At 69.7% G+C, this 20,837-nt stretch carries 18 protein-coding genes; 10 read left to right on the forward strand and 8 right to left on the reverse strand.

The window, feature by feature from the left end; genetic code table 11:
• Positions 1 to 72 precede the first annotated feature (72 nt).
• The 5 genes from betA to KME79_RS24960 form a co-directional block, all read right to left on the reverse strand.
• Entirely contained in the window at positions 73 to 1,725 is a 1,653-nt protein-coding gene (gene betA, locus KME79_RS24940) for a choline dehydrogenase (RefSeq protein ID WP_219546570.1), read from the reverse strand.
• Positions 1,722 to 2,657, reverse strand: coding sequence for an ABC transporter substrate-binding protein (locus tag KME79_RS24945; RefSeq protein ID WP_219546571.1), 936 nt, complete (start codon positions 2,655 to 2,657; stop codon positions 1,722 to 1,724). Before KME79_RS24945 ends, betA begins: the two co-directional genes overlap by 4 nt.
• Before the next feature lie 64 nt (positions 2,658 to 2,721).
• On the reverse strand, positions 2,722 to 3,693 hold the full coding sequence (locus KME79_RS24950) for an ABC transporter substrate-binding protein (protein WP_148033813.1): 972 nt from the start codon (positions 3,691 to 3,693) through the stop codon (positions 2,722 to 2,724).
• A complete protein-coding gene (locus KME79_RS24955; protein ID WP_219546572.1) occupies positions 3,690 to 5,603 on the reverse strand; it encodes an ABC transporter permease in 1,914 nt (637 codons plus the stop codon). The genes KME79_RS24950 and KME79_RS24955 overlap by 4 nt, the downstream gene beginning before the upstream one ends.
• On the reverse strand, positions 5,600 to 6,655 hold the full coding sequence (locus KME79_RS24960) for a quaternary amine ABC transporter ATP-binding protein (protein ID WP_308249039.1): 1,056 nt from the start codon (positions 6,653 to 6,655) through the stop codon (positions 5,600 to 5,602). Before KME79_RS24960 ends, KME79_RS24955 begins: the two co-directional genes overlap by 4 nt.
• 354 nt (positions 6,656 to 7,009) lie before the next feature.
• Here KME79_RS24960 and KME79_RS24965 point away from each other — a divergent pair, with 354 nt between their 5' ends.
• The 4 genes from KME79_RS24965 (at position 7,010) to KME79_RS24980 (ending at position 11,255) form a co-directional block, all read left to right on the forward strand.
• Positions 7,010 to 9,907: a sensor histidine kinase gene (locus KME79_RS24965; protein WP_219546574.1), complete on the forward strand. Its 2,898-nt coding sequence runs from the start codon at positions 7,010 to 7,012 to the stop codon at positions 9,905 to 9,907.
• Complete coding sequence (locus KME79_RS24970; protein WP_148033809.1) at positions 9,907 to 10,329, forward strand: roadblock/LC7 domain-containing protein; 423 nt, start codon at positions 9,907 to 9,909, stop codon at positions 10,327 to 10,329. The genes KME79_RS24965 and KME79_RS24970 overlap by 1 nt, the downstream gene beginning before the upstream one ends.
• A 67-nt stretch (positions 10,330 to 10,396) precedes the next feature.
• Entirely contained in the window at positions 10,397 to 10,705 is a 309-nt protein-coding gene (locus KME79_RS24975) for a DUF742 domain-containing protein (RefSeq protein WP_246640374.1), read from the forward strand.
• On the forward strand, positions 10,686 to 11,255 hold the full coding sequence (locus KME79_RS24980) for a GTP-binding protein (protein WP_148033807.1): 570 nt from the start codon (positions 10,686 to 10,688) through the stop codon (positions 11,253 to 11,255). The genes KME79_RS24975 and KME79_RS24980 overlap by 20 nt, the downstream gene beginning before the upstream one ends.
• Here the strand turns inward: KME79_RS24980 and KME79_RS24985 are convergent.
• Together KME79_RS24985 and KME79_RS24990 are read right to left on the reverse strand one after the other, a co-directional pair.
• Complete coding sequence (locus tag KME79_RS24985) at positions 11,249 to 12,214, reverse strand: SIS domain-containing protein (RefSeq protein ID WP_219546575.1); 966 nt, start codon at positions 12,212 to 12,214, stop codon at positions 11,249 to 11,251. The genes KME79_RS24980 and KME79_RS24985 overlap by 7 nt on opposite strands.
• A complete protein-coding gene (locus KME79_RS24990) occupies positions 12,211 to 13,242 on the reverse strand; it encodes a hypothetical protein (protein WP_219546576.1) in 1,032 nt (343 codons plus the stop codon). Before KME79_RS24990 ends, KME79_RS24985 begins: the two co-directional genes overlap by 4 nt.
• Before the next feature lie 227 nt (positions 13,243 to 13,469).
• Here KME79_RS24990 and KME79_RS24995 point away from each other — a divergent pair, with 227 nt between their 5' ends.
• Genes KME79_RS24995 through KME79_RS25010 form a run of 4 tightly spaced genes read left to right on the forward strand, consistent with a single transcriptional unit; the run spans position 13,470 to position 17,271 of the window.
• Positions 13,470 to 14,588, forward strand: coding sequence for a polyamine ABC transporter substrate-binding protein (locus KME79_RS24995; RefSeq protein ID WP_219546577.1), 1,119 nt, complete (start codon positions 13,470 to 13,472; stop codon positions 14,586 to 14,588).
• A gap of 29 nt (positions 14,589 to 14,617) precedes the next feature.
• Entirely contained in the window at positions 14,618 to 15,457 is an 840-nt protein-coding gene (locus KME79_RS25000) for an ABC transporter permease (RefSeq protein WP_308249040.1), read from the forward strand.
• On the forward strand, positions 15,450 to 16,235 hold the full coding sequence (locus tag KME79_RS25005; protein ID WP_148033802.1) for an ABC transporter permease: 786 nt from the start codon (positions 15,450 to 15,452) through the stop codon (positions 16,233 to 16,235). Before KME79_RS25000 ends, KME79_RS25005 begins: the two co-directional genes overlap by 8 nt.
• Positions 16,222 to 17,271 (forward strand): ABC transporter ATP-binding protein, encoded by a 1,050-nt coding sequence (locus tag KME79_RS25010; RefSeq protein ID WP_219546578.1) that lies wholly within the window; start codon positions 16,222 to 16,224, stop codon positions 17,269 to 17,271. The genes KME79_RS25005 and KME79_RS25010 overlap by 14 nt, the downstream gene beginning before the upstream one ends.
• On the opposite strand, the gene KME79_RS25015 is transcribed toward KME79_RS25010, so the two are convergent.
• The gene (locus tag KME79_RS25015; RefSeq protein WP_148033800.1) at positions 17,265 to 17,870 is read right to left on the reverse strand and encodes a TetR/AcrR family transcriptional regulator; all 606 of its coding nucleotides are present in this window, start codon (positions 17,868 to 17,870) and stop codon (positions 17,265 to 17,267) included. The genes KME79_RS25010 and KME79_RS25015 overlap by 7 nt on opposite strands.
• A gap of 129 nt (positions 17,871 to 17,999) precedes the next feature.
• Here KME79_RS25015 and KME79_RS25020 point away from each other — a divergent pair, with 129 nt between their 5' ends.
• Together KME79_RS25020 and KME79_RS25025 are read left to right on the forward strand one after the other, a co-directional pair.
• Positions 18,000 to 19,271: a glycosyltransferase gene (locus tag KME79_RS25020; RefSeq protein WP_219546579.1), complete on the forward strand. Its 1,272-nt coding sequence runs from the start codon at positions 18,000 to 18,002 to the stop codon at positions 19,269 to 19,271.
• 30 nt (positions 19,272 to 19,301) lie between these two features.
• Entirely contained in the window at positions 19,302 to 20,699 is a 1,398-nt protein-coding gene (locus tag KME79_RS25025) for an aminobutyraldehyde dehydrogenase (RefSeq protein WP_148033798.1), read from the forward strand.
• The last annotated feature ends 138 nt before the right edge of the window (positions 20,700 to 20,837 follow it).

Raw genomic sequence — 20,837 nt, forward strand, 5'->3', positions numbered from 1 at the left:
CCTCCTGAACCGGGCGCTAGACGGCCGTGCTGTGGCCGCTGGCGCTGACGGCCGTCTTCGCCGTCCTGTCGGTCAGGACGTGCCAGCGGCTGGGCCGCTGACCTGGTGGCGGTAGAACTCGACCGGTTCCGGCGGCAGCGGGGTGTTGCCCAGGATGAGGTCGGCGGCCTTCTCCGCGAGCATCATCACCGGGGCGTAGATGTTGCCGTTCGTCACGTACGGCATGACCGAGGCGTCGACCACGCGCAGCCCTCGCAGGCCGTGCACGCGCAGCGTCGCGGGGTCGACGACCGCCATCTCGTCCACGCCCATCTTGCAGGTGCACGACGGGTGCAGCGCCGTCTCGGCGTCGCGGGCCACCCACTCCAGGATCTGCTCGTCGGTCTCCACGGACGGGCCGGGGGAGAGCTCGCCGCCGTCCAGGTCCGCCCAGGCCGGCTGGGACAGGATGTTCCTGGCGTGCCTGATCGCCTCCACCCACTCGCGGCGGTCCTGCTCCGTCGACAGGTAGTTGAAGCGCAGGGCCGGCTTGACGCGCGGGTCGGCGGAGGTGATGCGGACCGAGCCGCGGGCGTCGGAGTACATCGGGCCGATGTGCACCTGGTAGCCGTGGCCGCCGGCCGGCGCGGAGCCGTCGTAGCGCACCGCGATCGGCAGGAAGTGGAACATCAGGTTCGGGTACGCGACCTCGTCGTTGGAGCGGATGAAGCCGCCCGCCTCGAAGTGGTTGGTGGCCCCCGGCCCGCCGCGCAGGAACAGCCACTGGGCGCCGATGACCGGCCTGCGCCACTTGGCCAGCGACGGCTGCTGCGACACCGGCTGCCTGCACGCGTGCTGGACGTACACCTCCAGGTGGTCCTGCAGGTTCTCGCCCACGCCCGGCAGGTCGTGCACCATCTCGACGCCCAGCGGCTCCAGCAGCGGGGCGGGGCCGACGCCGGACAGCTGCAGCAGCTGCGGCGAGTTGACGGCGCCGCCGCAGACGATGACCTCGCCCGCGGTGATGCGCTCGCCGTCGCAGATGACCCCCACCGCGCGGTCGCCCTCGAAGACGATCCGCTCCACGAAGGCCCTGGTCCTGACCGTCAGGTTGCGGCGGCCGCGCACCGGGTGCAGGTAGGCGCGGGCCGCGCTGAGCCGGCGGCCCCGGTGCAGGTTGCGGTCGAAGGCGGCGAAGCCCTCCTGCCGGTAGCCGTTCACGTCGTCGGTGAGCGGGTGCCCGGCCTGCTGGACGGCCTCGAAGAAGGCCCGGAACAGGGGCCCGTCGGCGGGGCCGCGCTCCAGCTTGAGCGGGCCCTCGCCGCCGCGGAAGTCGGTGCCCGGGTCGGCCAGGCAGCTCTCCATCTTCTTGAAGTACGGCAGGCAGTGCGCGTAGTCCCAGCTCTCCATGCCGGGGTCGGACGCCCAGCGCTCGTAGTCGAGCGGGTTGCCGCGCTGGAAGATCATGCCGTTGATGCTGCTGGAGCCGCCCAGGACCTTGCCGCGCGCGTGGTAGACGCGCCGGCCGTTCATGTGCGGCTCGGGCTCCGACTCGTACTTCCAGTCGTAGAACCTGCTGCCGATGGGGAACATCAGCGCGGCGGGCATGTGGATGAACACGTCCCACCGCCAGTCGGCGCGGCCCGCCTCCAGCACCAGCACCGACACGGACGGATCGGCGCTCAGCCGGTTGGCCAGGGCGCAGCCGGCCGAGCCGCCGCCCACGATGACATAGTCGTAGCTCACCGGGGGATCCAGTCCTTCCACACGATCTCGTTCTCCTCGACCCAGCGCTTCGCGGCCTCGGCGGCCGACAGGTCCTCGTTGATCATGTCGCTGGCGACCTTGTTCTGGTCGTCGTTGGTCCACTGGAAGTTGCGGACCAGCTCGTACGCCCTGCCGCCGTTCTCGGCGAACCGCTTGCTGACGATCTTGTCGAGCAGGTACGGCGGATAGTCGCACGCGACCCTGGCCGGGCGGGCGTCACAGCCGATGGCGTGCGCGGGAAGATTGATCTTCACCAGCTTGACCTTGGTGAAAAGCCATTGCGGCTCATAGAAGTAGAGCAGCAGCGGCGTCTTGTTCTTGGTCGCCGACTGGGCGGCCTTGATCAATGCGTCCTCGCTGCCCGAGTAGACGACCTTGTAATTCAGCCGGAGATTCTTGACCAGTGCCTCGTCATTGGTGACGAACGACGGGTCACCGTCGAGCACCTGGCCGAGTTCGCCGGATTTCGGAGTCTTGAAGAGGTTCGCGTAGTCGTTGAGGTTTCTCCAGTCGGTGATGTTCGGGTGTTCCTTGGCCATCCACTCGGGGACGTACCACCCGATCACCCCCTTGTTGCCGGTGAGACCTGCGGAAAGGGCGACCTTCTTCTTCTCGATGTACTCCTCCTTGAGGTCGTTGTGACCCCAGTTCTCGACGATGACGTCGACCTCACCGGTCTCGAAGCCCTTCCAGGAGTCTGCTTCGGCCATTTCGCGCGTTTCCACCTTGTAGCCGAGCTGAGTTTCGAGCAGGTGGGACAGCACGGCGGCCTGGGCCTCGTACCCGACCCAGCCGTGGATGTCGATCTTGACCGTCTGGTTGGCGTCGGCCTGCGTGCTGGGCTCCTCGCCCGTACAGGCGGTCAGGAGCAGGGCCAGCGCGAGCGGGCCGGCGAGAATCTTGGTTCGCATGAGAGTCTCCGGCGACCGTGACCCCGCCGGGGCGGGATCACGGGTCTTGAGGGATCGGAGGGGGTTACTTGGGGATCCAGGCCTGCCACTTGTCCGGGTTGGCCTCGATCCACGCCTTGGCGGCCTCCTCACCGGACATGCCGCCGTTGGTCATGTCGTCGGACACCTTGTTCTGGTCCTCGTTGGTCCACTGGAAGTTCTTGACCAGCTCGTACGCCTTGCCGCCGGTGTCGGCGAACTTCTTGCTGACGATCTTGTCGAGGTCCATCTCCGGGTAGTCGCAGGCGACCTTCTTCGGGTCGGCGTCGCAGCCCTCGGTGTACTCCGGCAGGTTCACGCGGACCAACTCGGTCTGGCTGAACAGCCAGTGCGGGTCCCAGAAGTAGAACAGCAGCGGCTTCTTCTGCGCCTGCGCCTGCTGGGCGCTCTTGATCAGCGCCGCTTCGCTGCCACCGGTGACGATCTTGAAGTCCAGCTTGAGGTTCTTGATGAGCGCGGCCTCGTTGCTGACGTACGACGGGTCGCCGAACAGCAGCTGGCCCTTGCCGCCCGACTCGGAGGTCTTGAACAGGTCGGCGTACTTGTTGAGGTTCTTCCAGTCGGTGATGTCGGGGTTCTCGTCGGCCATCCACTTGGGGATGTACCAGCCGATGACGCCCTTGTTGCCGGTCGAGCCCGCCTCGACGGCGACCTTCTTCTCCTCGATGTACTGCTTCTTGAGGTCCGGGTGGCCCCAGTTCTCGATGATGACGTCGACGTCGCCGGTCTCGAAGCCCTCCCAGGCGAGCTGCTCCTTGATCTCCGGCAGCTCCACGGTGTAGCCGAGCTCGTTCTTCAGCAGGTACGCCACCACGTTGGCGCTCGCCTCGTAGCCGACCCACGGGTTGATCGCGATCTTCACCGTGCCGGCCGGGGTGGCGGCGTCGGCCGAGCCCTCGGGGGAGGCGGCGGTGGTCGCTCCGCCGTCGACGGTGGCGCCGCCGCAACCGGCGGCCAGGCCCAGCGCTAAGAGGCCTGCGAACAGGCGAATTTTCATGTGAATTTCCTTTTGTGGGGCAGAGAACGCCTGTCGGCGCCCTGCGTGATGCGGTCCAGCATGACTCCGAGCAGGACGGTCGCGACACCTGCGACGAAGCCCATGCCGAAGTCGGGGCGCTGGGAGAACCCGAGCACGACGTCGTAACCGAGGGCGCCGGCGCCGACCAGCCCGCCGACCACCACCATGGCGAGCGTCAGCACGATCCCCTGGTTGGCGGCGAGCAGGATGGCCCGGCGGGCCATCGGCAGCTGCACCTTCCACAGGATCTGGGCGGAGGTGGAGCCGGCGGAGGCGGCGGCCTCGATCACGGAGGTGGGCACGTGCCTGATGCCGTCCTCGACCAGGCGCACCACGGGCGGCACGGCGTAGATGATCGAGGCGAAGATCGCGGTGAACCGGGTGGTCCCGAACAGGGCCAGCGCCGGAAGCAGGTAGACGAACGCGGGCATGGTCTGCGCGGCGTCCAGCAGCGGGCGCTGCACGGCGGAGAACCGGTCCGAGCGCGCGGCGGCGATGCCCAGCAGCACGCCGATCGCCAGGGTCGCGACGACCGCGACGGCGACCGTGGTCAGCGTCCGCATCGAGTGCTCCCACGTGCCGAGCAGGGCGATCCCGAGCAGGCAGACCAGCGCCGTCAGCGCGGGCCGTACCCCGCTGACCCGCCAGGCGACCAGCAGCACCGCGGCGGCGACCAGCCACCACGGCGCGGTGGTGAACACCGTCTCCAGCGGGTTGAGCAGGTAGATCGTGACGGTGTCCTTGACGAACGTGGTGACGCCGTACCAGCTCGTCTCGGCCCAGAGCACGGCCTCGTTGATCGGGCGGGTGACGCTGACCGTCAGGTCCTCCGGCCACTGCCGGGGCACGAACGCCGCGGCCACCAGCCCGGCGACCGCCAGCACCCCGGCGGCGGCCACGTTGCCGCGGCCGATCCGGCTGTGCGGGTCGCGCCTGGCCACCGAGACCATCATCCGGTCCAGGATCACGGCCATGATCACGATCGCGATGCCCGCCGGCAGCATGATGCCGACCTGGGCCCTGGACAGGCCGCGGATGATGTCGGAACCGAGGCCGGGCGCGGAGATCAGGTTCGCGATGACCACCATGGACAGCGCCATCATGATGGTCTGGTTCACCGCCAGCGCCATGGTGGAGCGCGCCAACGGCAGATACACCTTGAACAGCGTCTGCGCCTGGGTGGCGCCCAGCGAGGCGGACGCCTCGACCGCGGTGGGGGAGACCTGCTCGATGGCCAGCGCCGTGATGCGGATCGCGGGCGGGATCGAGTAGATCATCGTCGCGATCACGCCGGCCGGCGCGCCGATGTGGAAGAACAGCGCGAGCGGCGCCAGGTAGGCGAACGTCGGCATGATCTGCATGACGTCCAGCACCGGCGTGACGGCCTTGCGCACCCGCGCCGACATGCCCGCCCAGATGCCCAGCGGCACGCCGATCGCCAGCGACAGCAGCACCGCCGCCGAGACCAGCGCGAGCGTCTCGACGCTCGACTGCCACAGCCCGAACACGCCGAACGAGCAGAACCCGGCCACCGCCATCAGCGCGACGCGCCAGCCGCCCGCCAGCCAGGCGAGCCCGCCCATGACCCCGATCAGCCCGGGCCAGCCCATCGCCACCAGCACCGCGTGGAAGGAGGTGTAGAGGGCGTCCACGAACAGGCGGATGTAGTTGAGGAAGTACAGGAAGAGCGGATTGTCGTTGCGGTGGTCGTCGATCCACTCGCGCAGCTCGGTGACCGCGGTGAACGGCGCCGCCTCGCTGTTGTGCGGCAGCGTGCCGGTGCCGCGGAAGGCCAGGTACGCGAGCGCGAACAGGGCCGCGATCCCCGCCGGGACCACCCACCTCGGCACGCGCAGCCTGGAGGCAGGCGTGACCGCGGTGCTGCTCATGCGCCGACCTGTGCGGTCGCGGGCGTCTCCTGACCGGAGAGGAAGGCGAGCATGTCCACCCGGTCGAACACCCCGGCCAGTTCCTCGCCGTCCATCACCCGGATCGGCCGGGAGGAGGTGGAGACGGCGCCGATGGCGTCCTTGATCAAGGTGTTGGCGGGGAGCTCCGGCCCGTCCAGGTTCTCGCGCTCCTCCGGCGGCCGGGCGATCCAGCGCAGCGTCAGCACGTGGCTCCTGGGCACGTCCCGTACGAAGTCCGCCACGTAGTCGTCGGCCGGCGCGCCCACCAGCTCCTCGGGGGTGCCGAGCTGGACGATCCGGCCGTCCCGCATGATCGCGATGCGCTCGCCGAGCTTGAGCGCCTCGGACAGGTCGTGGGTGATGAACACCATCGTCTTGCCGACCTCGCGGTGCAGGCGGACGACCTCGGCCTGCATGTCGCGGCGGATCAGCGGGTCCAGCGCGCTGAACGGCTCGTCGAACAGCATCACCTGCGGGTCCACGGCGAGCGCGCGGGCCAGGCCGACGCGCTGCTGCATGCCGCCGGAGAGCTGGTCGGGGTAGGAGTCGGCGTGGCCGTCGAGGCCCACCAGCGACAGGATCTCCCTGGCCCGCTCGTGCCTGGCGGCCTTGGCTGCGCCCTGGACCTCCAGCCCGTACGCCACGTTGTCGATCACCCTGCGGTGCGGCAGCAGGCCGAAGTGCTGGAAGACCATGCTGACGTGGTGCCGGCGCAGGTCGCGGAGCTTGGCCGGGGAGGCGCCGATCACGTCCTCGCCGCCGATCGTCACGCGGCCGGCCGTGGGCTCGATGAGGCGGGTGAGGCACCGTACGAGGGTGGACTTGCCGCTGCCGGACAGGCCCATGACGACGAAGACCTCGCCGGGGCGGACCTCGAATCCGACGTCCCTGACGGCGGCGGTGCAGCCGGTCTTCTCTCGAAGCGCGGCGGGATCCAGGTGTTTGTCCTCGCTCGCCAGCACTCTCTCGGACTTGGGCCCGAAAATCTTCCAGAGCCCTTCGACCGCGATGGCCGCGTTGTCAGGGGACACCCCGTACTCCTCGCCTTCTCGCCCAGGGGGCTCAACATATGGGGTTAAGAAAGCAAATCTCAACGTTGTGACCGTTAGGAGACCTCTGTGCATCTGCGGTGTTACGTCGTTGGATCGTTCCAAACACCCATTTCTGGACATAGGCGGGCGTAATGCAATATTTCTCGCCATATGGTCTTCATAAGTGGAGCTCCAGGTTCTATGCTCATGCGTCACACTGCTTGACTTATGTCGCGTTATGGTCGCTTGGCTGGCCTGGCGCGGGTGTGTTCCAATTACCCGAGCTTGCATGGATTTCCCCACAGGTCACGAGGCCTTGCATATACGCCGATACTGGGCGAGAGGTTGCGTTCGGTGAGTACAGAGTTAGCAGAGCGGCCGCCGGAGGAAGGCAGGTGGCGGCTGCGTAATTGGCGGGTCCGCGCCAGGCTGGTCGCCCTGATCCTGGTGCCGACGGCTGCCGCCGTGCTCCTGGGCGGGATCCAGGTCTTCGCCTCGACGGGCGCGGCCGCCGACTACGCCCGCATCAACCAGCTCGCCCGGCTGAGCGAGCAGGTCGGCGGTCTCATCCACGAGATGTCGGGGGAACGCGCCAGAGTCTCCTGGCACATCGCCCGGAACCGCCCCCAGGCTCAGCTTCCCGACGTACGCGCTCAGATCGGCAGGACCGACGCCGCCATCCGCGAGGTGAGAGACACCGCCGGCCAGCTGCTCGGCGGGGTCAGCGGCCGTACCGCCGACCAGATCGAGAACATGCTCAACCGGTTCGACGACCTGGACGGGCTGCGCGACCAGGCCATCGAGGCCGACCTGCTCCCCGCCCCGGCCGTCGAGCTCTACACCACCGTGATCAACGACCTGCTCTCCATCCACGACGAGCTGGTCAGCGGCAGCCAGGACGACGAGCTGTTCCGGCAGACCCGCATGCTCGACGCGCTGGCCCGCGTCAAGGAGAGCGTCTCCCTCCAGCAGGCCCTGCTCACCACCGCGCTGGTGGAAGGTTCCTTCGGCCAGGAGCAGCTCAAGACCTTCCTCGGCGAGCTGTCCCGCGAGGAGAACCAGCGCGAGGCCTTCTCCGAGGAGGCCACCGCCGGGGAACGGCGCTTCTTCGACGAGACCGTCAACGGCCGCTCCGCCGACGACATGCTGTTCCTGCGTGAACTGGTGCTCATCCGGGCCACCGCGGGGCAGACGCTGCGCGGCCTCGACCTGGCCAAGCGCGACGACGCCGGGCAGTGGTTCGAGGCGTCCACCGTCGTCATCGACTCCCTGCGCACGGTCGAGCAGCGCCAGGCCGCCGGCATTCTCAGCCGCAGCGAGTCGCTCAGCTCCGGGGAGCAGCAGAGCGCGTACCTGATCGCGGGCGCGGTCATCGCCCTGCTCATCGCCGTCCTGGCGATCACCACCGGGGTGGCGCGCTCCCTCGTCCGCCCCCTGCGCCGGCTGCGCGCCGAGGCCCTGGAGATCGCCGGAAGGCGGCTGCCCGACTTCGTCCAGCACCTGCGGGAGTCCCGCGACGGCGCGGTCGACGCGGAGGTGCCGCCCATCGGCGTCTTCTCCCGCGACGAGGTCGGCGAGGTGGCCAGGGCCTTCGACGAGGTCCACCGGGAGGCCGTACGGCTGGCCGGCGACGAGGCCCGGCTGCGCGCCAACGTCAACGCGATGTTCGTCAACCTGTCGCGGCGCAGCCAGACGCTGGTCGAGCGGCAGCTCACCCTCATCGAGCGCCTGGAGCGCGGCGAGCGCGACGACGACCGGCTGGCCGACCTGTTCAAGCTCGACCACCTGGCCACCCGCATGCGTCGCAACTCCGAGAACCTGCTGGTCCTCGCCGGCCAGGAGGCCGCGCGCAAGTGGAGCCAGCCGGTCGAGCTCATGGACGTGGTCCGCGCCGCGCTGGGCGAGGTCGAGAGCTACGACCGGGTCAGCATCCAGGTCCAGTCGGACGCGGCCATCGCGGGCCAGGCCGTCAACGACGTCGTGCACCTGCTGGCCGAGCTGATCGAGAACGCCGTGTCGTTCTCCTCGCGCGACACCAAGGTCATCATCTCCAGCAGCCGCATCGACGGCGGCGGGCTCATGGTCGCCGTCACCGACCAGGGCATCGGCATGAGCCCGGAGGAGCTCTCCGAGTCCAACTGGCGGCTGGCCCACCCGCCGGTCGTGGACGTGTCGGTGTCGCGCCGGATGGGCCTGTTCGTGGTCGGCCGGCTGGCGCTGCGGCACAACATCAAGGTCCAGCTGCGCCGCCAGGACGTGGGCGGGCTCACCGCCATGGTCCTGCTCCCGGAGGCGCTGCTCACCCCCGTCCCCGGCGCCTCGGCCACCCCGCCGCCGTTCCCGCAGGCCGCCGCGTCCCAGGACCCGCCGTCGTTCGCGCACGTGCCGATGCAGGCCAGCACCGCGCACCCGGGCATCGGCCACCCGTCCATGCCGGGCACGGCGCATCCGTCGATGGACTCGCTCCCCGAGCCGTCGTCGTGGTTCAACTCGACGCACACCCAGTCGGGTGACGTCTCACGCGACAGCGTCTTCGGCGCCGACCCGCCGCGGGGTTTTCCCTCGGACGGCGCGTTCGCCGACCCGCCGCGCGGCTTCGCCGGGGACGGCGCCTCCGGCGACGGCCCGCGGGACTTCCAGCAGGACGGCGCGTTCGGCGGGGAACTGCCGCGCCGCCTGCCGCCGGACAACGGCACGGGCGGAGAGCTGCCGCGCCGCCTCGCCGCCGACAACGGGGCCTCCGGGGGGCTGCCGCGCCGCCTGCCGCCGGAGCAGCCGGCCTTCCCGCAGCAGGGCGACTACCTGCCCGTCCACGCCTCGATGGAGCCGAGCCCCGAGGTGTCGAGCTGGTTCACCAAGCCCGCCTTCACCGACGAGCGGGACCAGGCCGGCCCCGGCCCCGATCCGGCCTGGTCGTCGGGCGACTCGTGGTCCGCGCAGGGCGACACCGCCGCCATCCCCAAGATCGACATCTCCGCGCCGCCGCCCGAGCCGTCCCACAGCGGCAGCTGGTCCTCGCCCGCCGACAACGGCTGGCAGGCCGCCGGCGCGGCCCGCGAACCGGCGCTCGGCGGCACGACCAGCTCCGGGCTGCCCAAACGGACGCCCAGGGCGAACCTGGTGCCGGGTACCGCGGCGCCGGCCCCGCCGCCGGTGCCCGCGCCCCCGGTGTCCCCCGACCGACTCCGCAACAGGCTCTCCAGCTACCAGCAGGGCGTCCGCAAGGGACGCGCCGAGCTAGAGGAGGACTGATGAAGGATTTGAGCCAGGCGGCAAGAGACGTCAACTGGCTGGTGTCCAACTTCGTGGAGGAGGTGCCCGGCGCCGCGCACGCCGTGGTGGTCTCGGCCGACGGGCTGCCGATGGCCTTCTCCCGCGGCTTCCCGAAGGACCGGGCAGACCAGCTGTCGGCCATCGCGGCCGGCCTGGTCAGCCTGACCCAGGGCTCGGCCAGAGTCTTCGAGGGTGGCAACGTCGTGCAGACCCTGGTGGAGATGGAACGCGGCCTGCTCCTGGTGATGTCGATCAGCGACGGATCCTGCCTGGCGGTGCTGGCCGCACCCGATTGCGACATGGGCCTGGTGGCCTACCAGATGACGGTCCTGGTGGAGCGTGCGGGGCAGGTGCTGACGCCTGACGTGCGCGCGGAACTGTCGGCCGTGCGACCGTGGTGATGGGAGTAGGACGTTGGCATCGTGGCATGGCGGGGAGCCGGAGCCAGAGCGCAGCTCACTGGTCAGGATGTACGCCGTCACGGGCGGCCGTACACGCAGCACGCTCGCGATGGAGGCGCTCGTCTCGTCGGCGACGTCCATCCAGCTCGGCCATACCTACACGCGTGAGTACCGGCAGATCAGCGAGCTGTGCCGGCAGGTGAGGTCGGTCGCGGAGATCTCCGCGCTGCTGGCCATGCCGCTCGGCGTGGCACGGGTGCTGATCGCCGACATGGAGGCGGAAGGGCTGGTCAGGGTGTACCAGCCGCAGTTGGACGCAGGCAAGCCGGACAGGGGCCTGCTCGAAAGGGTGCTCAGTGGACTTCGCAGGCTCTAACGCCGGGCTCACCTCGACGAAGATCGTGGTGGCCGGCGGGTTCGGGGTGGGCAAGACGACGTTCGTGGGGGCGGTGTCCGAGATCATGCCGCTCACCACGGAGGCGGTGATGACGGACGCCTCGGCCGCGGTGGACGACCTCTCGCTCACCCCGACCAAGACGACCACCACGGTGGCGATGGACTTCGGCCGCGTGTCCCTGGACCGCGACCTGATCCTCTACCTGTTCGGCACGCCGGGCCAGCACCGGTTCTGGTTCATGTGGGACGACCTGGTGAAGGGCGCGATCGGCGCGGTCGTGCTGGTCGACACGCGCCGGCTCGCCGACAGCTTCCCGGCCATCGACTACTTCGAAGAGGCCAAGCTGCCGTTCGTGATCGCGCTCAACGGCTGGGACGGGCAGTTCCCGCACGTGGAGAACGAGGTGAGGGACGCGCTGACCCTCGCCGCGCACATCCCGATCGTCCGCACGGACGCCCGCAGCCGCGAGGCGGTCAAGTCGACCCTCATCACCCTGGTCGAGCACGCGCTGACCGTCCGCTCCTACTGAGGCCGGCCCGACCACCAGTACGCCGCCACGAGCTCCGCCACCAGGGTCTCCGTCAGCAGGCGGACGTCCGGATCGTCGTCGTGCGCGTACCGCACGACGGCCGCCGCGTCCTTCACCTCGCCGCCGACCGCGACGACCGTGGAGCCGCGCTCGCGTACCCAGTCCATGGCCTGCTCGTCGTAGCGGGAGCCGGGGAACAGCAGCGCCCGGTAGGACAGCGTCTTCGTCAGGTAGACGTCCACGTGCGCCCAGTCGCCCGTCTCGCAGGCGTCGGCCGGCCTGCGGGGCCCCTCGCGCACCATGAGCGCCGACTGCTCCGCGGACGAGAGCCGCTCGGCGGGGGCGATCGCGTAGACGCCGTTCGGCCCGTTCAGCAGCTCCAGCACCATCGGCAGCCAGGCGTCGCGCCGCTCCAGCAGGTCGGCCGTGGCCTCGGCGGCCCGCCGCACGAGCCCGGCCACGTCGCGGCCCGCGCCGGTGAGGCGGGACTCCAGGGCGAGCAGCAGGGCGAGCGTGTGCTGGAACGTCCGGCACGCCACCCCGCCGCGCTCCTCGCCCGCGTGCATGGGCACCACCAGGCCGGCGGCCTGCGCCAGCGCGGAGCCGGGCGCGTTGGTGAGCGCCATCAGGAACGACGCGCCGCCCGCGTACCGTTCGACCGCGTCCAGCGTCTCCCGGCTCCCGCCGGTCGCCGAGATCGGGACGACCAGCGTACGGGGGCCGGGCGGGAACGTCGCGGCGGCCGAGGCGTACTCGGCCCAGGCGTCCACCCCGGCGGCGCGCAGGCGCAGCGCGGCGACCCCGGCGGCGTACCGCGAGCTGCCCATGCCCAGGAACAGCACCCTCCCGACGCCCTCGGGCAGCCCCGCGAACGGATCCGCGGCGTCCAGCGCCCCGGCCAGTTCGGTGAGAGCGGCGGGCTTGGCCTCCAGGTCGGCCAGGAAGAGGTCGGGGTTCACAGGTTCTCCATCCAGTTGCGCAGCACGCCCATGGGGGCGTACCTCCAGCGGGGCAGGTGGCGTGCCGCGTAGATGAGCTCGCGGCACTCCTGCTCCACCTCGAAGGGCCGGATCAGGGATTCGTCCAGCAGGTCCGGTCGGCCGCCCGCGGCCAGGCGGCCCTCGTAGGCGGCGAGCATCAGGGCACGGGCCTCGGCGGCCCAGCGCGCCGCCCGCTCGGCGGGCAGGTCGCGGCGCTTGACCGCGACCTGGGCGACGTGCTCGATGCTGGTGGTCAGCTGGGCGACGTCGCGGGCGGCGGGCTGGTACGGGTCGGCCTCGGAGACGGTCGGGTTGCCGTCGAAGTCGATGACCGCGTAGCCGTCGCGCCACCGCAGGATCTGGCCGGCGTGCAGGTCGCCGTGGATCCGGATCAGCGGGGTAGGGCCGGTGGAGGCCAGCGGCGCCAGCTCCGCGCGCAGGCGGCCGGCGACGGTCTCCAGCCAGGCGCCGTCGGGGCCGCCGGTCAGCGCCAGGGCCTCGCCGAGGGCGTCCTCGGCACGCGGGCGGTGGTCGCGCGGGGCCGCGCCTCCGCCGTCGCCGGGGAGGGTGGCGAGCGTGAGGTGGAGGTCGGCCGCCAGGGCGCCCAGGACCGGGGCGAAGGCGGTGTCGCCGGCCTCGGCGTCGTCCACGCACCAGGTCCAGCCGTCCGTGGCGTCCGGGAGGTAGCCGGTGACGAGTGCCAGGAGACGGGAGCCGGCGAGCAGCGCGGCGTACGGCGGCGCGGTGTGCGGGAAGCCGGTGCGGGCCAGATGGGGGAGTACGTCGAGCGCCGGATGGGGGAGCGGGACCGGCGGTGTGAGCCATTTCACGACGATGCGCTCGTCCACCACTACCGAGTAGTTCGTCTGATCGACATGGGCGCCGAAGTCCCGCTCGACGGGCACCCCGATGTGACATCCGGGCGTGTCGTACGAGAGGCTTGGCAACGGAAGGAAGCGCCGGACCTCGAAGGGCGGCGGCACCTCGCCATCCAACAGCCGCAGCACCGCGGCTGTGAGACCGCGCTCTCGGTCGGTGAGCGGCTTCTCACCCAGAGACAGCAGCCGTTCCCAAATTGAATCCGAATTCAACACTTAGATCAAACTTCCAGGTAGCAATGTCTACCAAAGTCTTGCTCATGTTGATTTCTGCTGCAACACTCCTGGTCTGGTCTGCCGTGCCCGGTTGGTCGCGCGACCCCCCGTACATGCACATCTCATAAGGAGTAGCGGCCGTGTTCCGAACCCGGTTCACCCGTCGTCTTCCGGCTGCCGCCGTGGCCGCCGGCCTCGCGCTCGCCGTCGCGGCGTGCGGCGGTGGATCGACTGACAGCGCAGAGACGGCGACGCAGACGGCAGCCGCCCTGAACCCCAACGCGGACCTGACCAAGCAGTCGCTCGCGGTGACCGTGTGGGACGGTTACACGCCCAAAGAGCTGCAGGACATGGTCAAGCGGGATCTGAAGATCTCCGAGCTCAACGTCACCCTCCACGACACCAACGAAGTCGCGATGACGAAGCTGACCGCCGGGGGCGACAGCGGCATCGACGTGGCCTTCGTCTCGGGGCAGTACGCCCAGGCGCTCAACGAGCAGGGCCTGCTGGAGCCGATCCACGCCGAGCTCATCCCCAACCTGGCCAACCTCTACCCCGAGGCCACCCAGCTCTCCTACGACAAGGGCAACAAGTTCTCGGTCCCCTACACCTGGGGCACGACCGGCATCTGCTACCGCAGCGACCTGGTGAAGCAGGAGCCGACGAGCTGGAACGACATCCTCAAGCCCCCGGCCTGGGCCGAGAAGAAGGTCACCATGATGACCACCGAGCGCTGGCTGGCCCTGCCCGCGCTCAAGGCCCTGGGCTACTCGGTCAACACCGACAAGGACGACGAGATCGCCAAGGTCAAGGAGCTGCTCCTTGAGGCCAAGCCGCACCTGCTGGCCTACGACGACCTGACCTTCGGCGACCGGCTGATCAAGGGCGAGGCCGTCATGGTCGAGGCGTGGGACGGCTGGTGCCCGACCACGGACGAGAAGCAGAACATCAAGTTCGTGGTCCCGAAGGAGGGCAGCGACCTCTGGGTGGACACCATGGTGATCATGAAGACCTCCAAGAACAAGGAGGCCGCGCACGCCTTCATCAACTACATCCTCAGCCCCGACGTGCACCGCTGGGCGGCCGAGAACATCAACTACATGGTGCCGAACAAGGCCGCCATGGACAAGGTGAAGATCGTCCCCGGCTCGCTGCTCGGCACCAAGCCGGCCGAGCTGCTCAACGGTGAGTCGATCATCGACATCGGCCAGGCCAGCACCAAGTACACCCGCCTGGCGTCCGAGATCAAGGCCGAGTAGGTGTGAAGGACAAGCCAGAAGCCCGGCCGGTGTCCCTCTCAAGAGGGCGCCGGCTGGGCGCGTTCGTGTTCCTGGCGCCAGGGCTGGCCTACCTGGTCGTGCTGCTCCTGGTGCCGCTGGCGCTGGTGCTCAGCTACACGGTCTTCCAGCGCGGCCGCTTCGGCGGCGTCATCTACGAGTTCACCTGGGAGAACTTCGAGCGCCTGTTCGACTCGCTCTATCTGCGGGTGCTCGTCGACTCGCTGGAGATGGCCGGGCTGGCGACGCTGATCGCGCTGCTGCTCGGATACCCGACGGCCTACCTGATCGCGCGCCTGCCGCGTAAGTGGAAGACGATCGCGCTGGTCGCGATCGTGCTGCCGTTCTGGACGAACTTCATCATCCGGGTCTACGCCTGGATCATCCTGCTGAGCCCGGAAGGGCTGATCAACGGCTGGCTGCAGGCGTTCGGGCTGGGCCCGTACGAGCTGCTCTACAACCGGGGCGCGGTCGTGCTCGGCCTGCTCTACTCGTACCTGCCGCTGATGGTGCTGCCGCTCTACGCCTCCATCGAGAAGCTCGACCCGCAGCTGCGGGAGGCGTCGGCCAACCTGGGCGCCTCGGCGTTCACCACCTTCCGCAAGGTCACGCTGCCGCTGACGGTGCCGGGCGTGTTCACCGGCTGCCTGTTCGTGTTCGTGCCGAGCTTCGGCAACTTCGTCATCCCCGAGATGCTCGGCGGCGGCAAGTCGGCCATGGTGGGCAACCTGATCCGCACCGAGTTCCTGTCGGCGCGCGACTGGCCGTTCGGCTCCGCCCTGGCGCTGGCACTCATCGCGGTGCTGCTCGTGCTCCTGGTCGTGCAGGCGTGGGTGACGCGCCGTGCGTAGATCAAGGTGGCTGCACGTCCCGTTCTGGGCGACGTACGTGTTCCTGTACGCGCCGATCCTGGTCCTGGTCGTGATGTCGTTCAACTCCGGCGACTCGGCGTACACCTACGAGGGGTTCAGCCTCGAGTGGTACGGCGAGCTGGCCGGCGACGAGCGGATCATGAGCGGCGTGGTCAACACGCTCATCGTGGCCACCGGCTCGACCGTGATCGCCACCGTGCTCGGCACGATGCTGGCCGTCGGCCTGGCCAGGCACTCCAGATCCAAGACGCTGGACGCGCTGGCGCTGATGCCGGCCGTGCTGCCGGACCTGGTGCTCGCGATCGGGCTGCTGCTCTTCTACGGCCTGATCCAGCTCACGCTCGGGCTCTACTCGGCGGTGCTGGCGCACGCGCTGTTCTCGATGGCGTTCGTGGCGGCGGTGGTGCGCACCCGGCTCACCGGCGCGGACACCTCACTGGAGGAGGCCTCGCGCGACCTCGGCGCCGGCCCGTTCACCACGTTCATGAAGATCACGCTGCCGCAGCTGGCCCCCGGCATCGTCGCGGGCGCGCTGCTCGCCTTCACGCTGTCGCTGGACGAGTTCGTGATCGCCTACTTCACGATCGGCAACCACGAGCAGACGCTGCCGATCGTCATCTACTCGATGATCCGTTTCGGGGTCACCCCGAAGATCAACGCGCTGGCCGCGATCCTGCTCCTGGTGAGCTTCACGGCGGTGATCGCCGGACAGCGCATGACCAAGATCGGGGAAAGGATGCCGCGTGCTCAAGATTGACGGGATCACCCGCAGGTTCGGCGACGTCACCGCGCTCGACGGCGTCTCGCTGGAGATCGGCCAGGGCGAGTTCTTCGCCCTGCTCGGCCCGTCGGGCTGCGGCAAGACGACGCTGCTGCGCATCATCGCCGGGTTCGAGACGCCCGACGCCGGCACGGTGACGCTCGACGGCGAGGACCTGCTGGACAAGCAGCCGAACCGGCGCCCCATCAGCCTGATGTTCCAGTCGTACGCGCTGTTCCCGCACATGACCGTGCGGAAGAACGTCGCGTACGGACTGGAGCGCGAGAAGCTGCCGCGCGCCGAGATCAAGAAGCGCGTCGGCGAGGTGCTGGAGACGGTGGGCCTGTCGGAGCTGGCCGGCCGCAAGCCGAGCCAGCTCTCCGGCGGCCAGCGGCAGCGCGTCGCGCTGGCACGATCCATCGTCAAGCGCCCGCGCCTGCTCCTGCTGGACGAGCCGCTGTCGGCGCTCGACAAGAAGGTCCGCGCCGACATGCAGCTGGAGCTCAAGCGGCTGCAGAACGAGGTCGGCATCACGTTCGTGGTCGTCACCCACGACCAGGAGGAGGCCATGTCGCTCGCCGACCGCATCGCGGTCTTCGACAGCGGCGCGGTGCGCCAGGTGGACGAGCCGGTCGCGCTCTACGAGCGGCCCCGCACCCCCTTCGTCGCCGACTTCGTCGGCGCCAACAACCTCTTCGAGGGTACGGCCGGCGCCAAGGACGAGCTGGAGACCGAGGACTTCGGGGTGCTGCCCGGCTCCCCGGCGGAGGGCCTGGAGCAGGGCGCCAAGGCGCTGCTGGCCGTCCGGCCGGAGCGGGTCAGGCTGATCGGGGCCACCGAGTCACGCGGCCTGAAGGGCACCGTGGTGGACGTAAGCTTCTACGGAGGCGTCTCCCACGTCTCGGTCGGGGTTCCCGGCCGGGGCAAGCCCGTGCTGGCGGCCGTCCAGGGCGCGAGCGAGGTGCGGCCGGGCGCCGAGGTCCGGCTCGACTGGCAGGCCGATGAGGCGGTCATCATCCCGGTGGATCAATGAAGCAGATCGTTGCCCGTGACCGTGCGGGCGTACGAGAGGATCAGCTCCGCGGCCTCGTCGGGGCCGATGAGCGGGTGACGAGCGGTGATGCGGTAGCCGTACGCGTCCTCCAGCGCGACCAGGTTGCGCGAGATCGTCAGCGTGTCGGTGGTGAGCCTGAAGACGCCCAGCGCCGCCCCGGTGTCCAGGATCGACTGGTACATCGACACCTGCCGGTCGTAGAGCGAGGTGAGCAGCACCCCGTAGACGCGGTTGCGGCCGGCCGCGCCGCCCATCTCGTTGAGCAGCCGCACGTCCGGGTCGAGCGATCCGGTGGGCAGCCCCGACCGGATCGTCAGCACCAGCTTGGCGACCGGGTCGGTGTGCGCGGCGAGCTGCCGCAGCCGCTGCTCGTAGAAGCGCTCCATGCCCGCGTGCTGCGCCTCGACCAGCAGCTCGCTCAGGTCGGGGTAGTGGTAGAGCACCGCGCCGGAGGTCAGCCCGGCCTCCTCGGCCACGTGCGACAGCTGCACCCGGTCGATGCCATGCCGGATGATGGCCCGCCGCGCCGCCTCGATCAGGTCGATGCGCCGGTCACTGCGGCTCTTGCGCTGGGCCATCTTCGCCTTCGCTTCCCAGAGTTCGCTTTACATTCAGGAATCCGTTGACCATAGTGCCCTGAAGTTGACCTTCGCGCCAGATGCGTAATTGAATTCCCCTTCAAAAGCTAGATCTCCCCCGGAGCGCACATGTCTCTCACCATCCTGTTCATGCCGGAAAGCGCCTACGGCCCGACCAACAACAGCGCCGGCATCGGCGACATCCTCCGCCGCCGCGGCCACCGCGTCGTCTTCGCCGCCGAGGCGTCGTGGAAGGGCAAGCTCGAGGCGCTCGGGTTCGAGGAGGACCTGGTCGACCTCGCGCCTCCGGCCGAGGAGGAGCAGGACCCGGGCCAGTTCTGGAAGGACTTCATCCGCGACACCGCGCCCGAATACCGCAAGAGCACCCGCGAGCAGCTGGAGACCGTCACCGCTCCGATCTGGAAGGAACTGATCGACGGCGCCAAGTACTGCGAGCCGCAGCTCAAGGAGATCATCGAGCGGGTCCAGCCGGACGTCATCGTCGAGGACAACGTGCTCACCTTCCCGGCGCTGCTGACCGCCGGCAAGAAGTTCGTCCGCATCGTCTCCTGCAACCCGCTGGAGGTCCGCGGCGAGGGCATCCCGCCGGTCTTCTCCGGCCTGCCCGCCGCCGACCGCGCCGAGTGGGACGCCTTCCGTGCCGAGTACGACCGCACCCACCGCGAGATGTGGACCGCCTGGAACGAGTGGTGCGTCGAGCAGGGCACCGAGCCGCTGCCCGAGCTCGACTTCATCCACGAGGGCGACCTGAACCTCTACGTGTACCCGGAGCTGCTCGACTACGTCGACGCCCGCCCGCTGGGCGCCAACTGGCACCGGCTCGACTCCTCGGTGCGCGAGACCGACGAGGACTTCGAGCTGCCCTTCGAGCGCAACGAGGGCGCCTCGCTGGTCTACTTCTCGCTCGGCTCGCTCGGCTCGGCCGACGTGGGGCTCATGCAGCGGGTGATCGACGTGCTGGGGACCACGCCTCACCAGTACGTCGTCTCCATGGGCCCGCTGCACGAGGAGATCAAGCTCGCCGGCAACATGTGGGGCGCCGAGTTCCTGCCCCAGACGAAGATCATCCCGCAGTGTGACCTGGTCATCACGCACGGCGGCAACAACACCACCACCGAGGCGCTCCACTTCGGCAAGCCGATGATCCTGCTGCCGCTCTTCTGGGACCAGTACGACAACGCCCAGCGGGTGCACGAACTCGGCTATGGTGTCAGGCTTTCCACCTACACCTTCACCGACGAGGAGCTGACGGGGGCGCTCGACCGCCTCCTCGGCGACGAAGAGATGCGCGCCAAGCTGGCCGCCGCCGGCGAGGAGATCCGCCGCCGCGACGGCCTCCGCAGGGCCGCCGACCTGATCGAGGAGCTCGGCCGCAGCTAGGCGGCCGGGGCCAGCGAGGAAAGTAAGTTCATGCGTACGTTGATCAACCCGGCCACCGGCACCGCCTGCGCCGAGGTGCCCGACACTCCCGTGGAGGCCGTCGAGGCCGCCGTCCGGCGGGCCCGCACGGCCTCCGCGGAGTGGGGCGAGGCCACGCCGGCCGAGCGCGCCAAGCTGCTGCTCCGGGTGGCGGACCTGGTGGAGGCCGAGGCCGAGGAGCTGACCAGGCTGGAGGTCGAGGAGACCGGCAAGCCCGCGGCCGTCTTCAGGGACGGCGAGCTGCCCTTCCTCGCCGACAACCTGCGGTTCTTCGCCGGGGCCGCCCGCTCGCTCGACGGCACCGGCGCCGGGGTCTTCAGCTCCGGCTACACCTCGGTGCTGCTGCGCCGCCCCGTCGGGGTGGTCGGGTCGATCGCGCCGTGGAACTTCCCGCTGGTCATGGCCGTCTGGAAGGTCGGCCCGGCGGTCGCCGCCGGCAACGCCGTGGTGATCAAGCCGGCTCCCCAGACGCCGCGCACGACGCTGCGGCTGGCCGAGCTGTTCGCCAAGGCGGGCGCGCCCGCCGGGCTCGTACAGGCGGTCACCGGCGGCGCCGAGGTCGGCCAGGCCCTGGTCACCGACCCGGGGGTCGACATGGTGAGCGTGACCGGCTCCACCGAGACCGGCCGGGCCGTCATGACCGGCGCCGCAGCCACGCTCAAGCGGGTCCACCTGGAGCTCGGCGGCAAGGCTCCGGCGCTGGTCTTCGAGGACGCCGACCTGGCCGAGATGGCCCGCGGCGTGGCCATGGGCGCCACGTACAACACCGGCCAGGACTGCACGGCCGCCACCCGCGTGTACGTGGCCCGGCAGGTCTACGACGAGGTCGTGGAGGCGCTGCGGGCAACTCTTGCCGAAATCCGGGCCGGCGACCCCTGGGACCCGGAGACCGACATCGGCCCGCTGATCTCCGAGACGCACCGGGAGCGCGTGCACGGCTTCGTGGCACGTTCCGGAGGCCGGATCGCGCACGGCGGCGCGCCGGTCGCCGGGCCGGGCTTCTACTACCCGCCCACGCTTGTGACGGATGTCGCACAGGACAGCGAGATCGTCCAGGGCGAGCTGTTCGGGCCGGTGCTCGTGGTCCTGCCCTTCGACGGCGAGGACGAGGCGGTGCGGCTGGCCAACGACACCCGTTACGGTCTGGCCTCGTCGATCTGGTCGCGCGACGTGGCCCGCGCCATGCGCGTCTCACACCGGCTGGACGTGGGTGTGACCTGGGTCAACGACCATCTCCCGATCGCCAGCGAGGCTCCGCACGGCGGGGTCAAGGGCAGCGGGTCCGGCAAGGACATGAGCCAGGAGGCGGTCCTGGAGTACGCGGTGACGCGGCATCTCATGATCAAACACGCGGCGCCCGCTGAGCGGGACTCCTTCAGGCCAGCCTGAAAGCGTGTGCGGCGGAATGTCGCCCAAAATGCCTACTTGGGCGCATTTGATGGGATATGTTCGGTTGGCCGATCTGGTACGGAGTGTGTTCCAATTACCCAGCCCGGCAGATTCCCATGCGCCACACGCGTGTCTGAT

Source organism: Nonomuraea harbinensis (assembly GCF_019396385.1).
In the GTDB taxonomy this organism is placed as follows: Bacteria; Actinomycetota; Actinomycetes; order Streptosporangiales; family Streptosporangiaceae; genus Nonomuraea; species Nonomuraea ferruginea.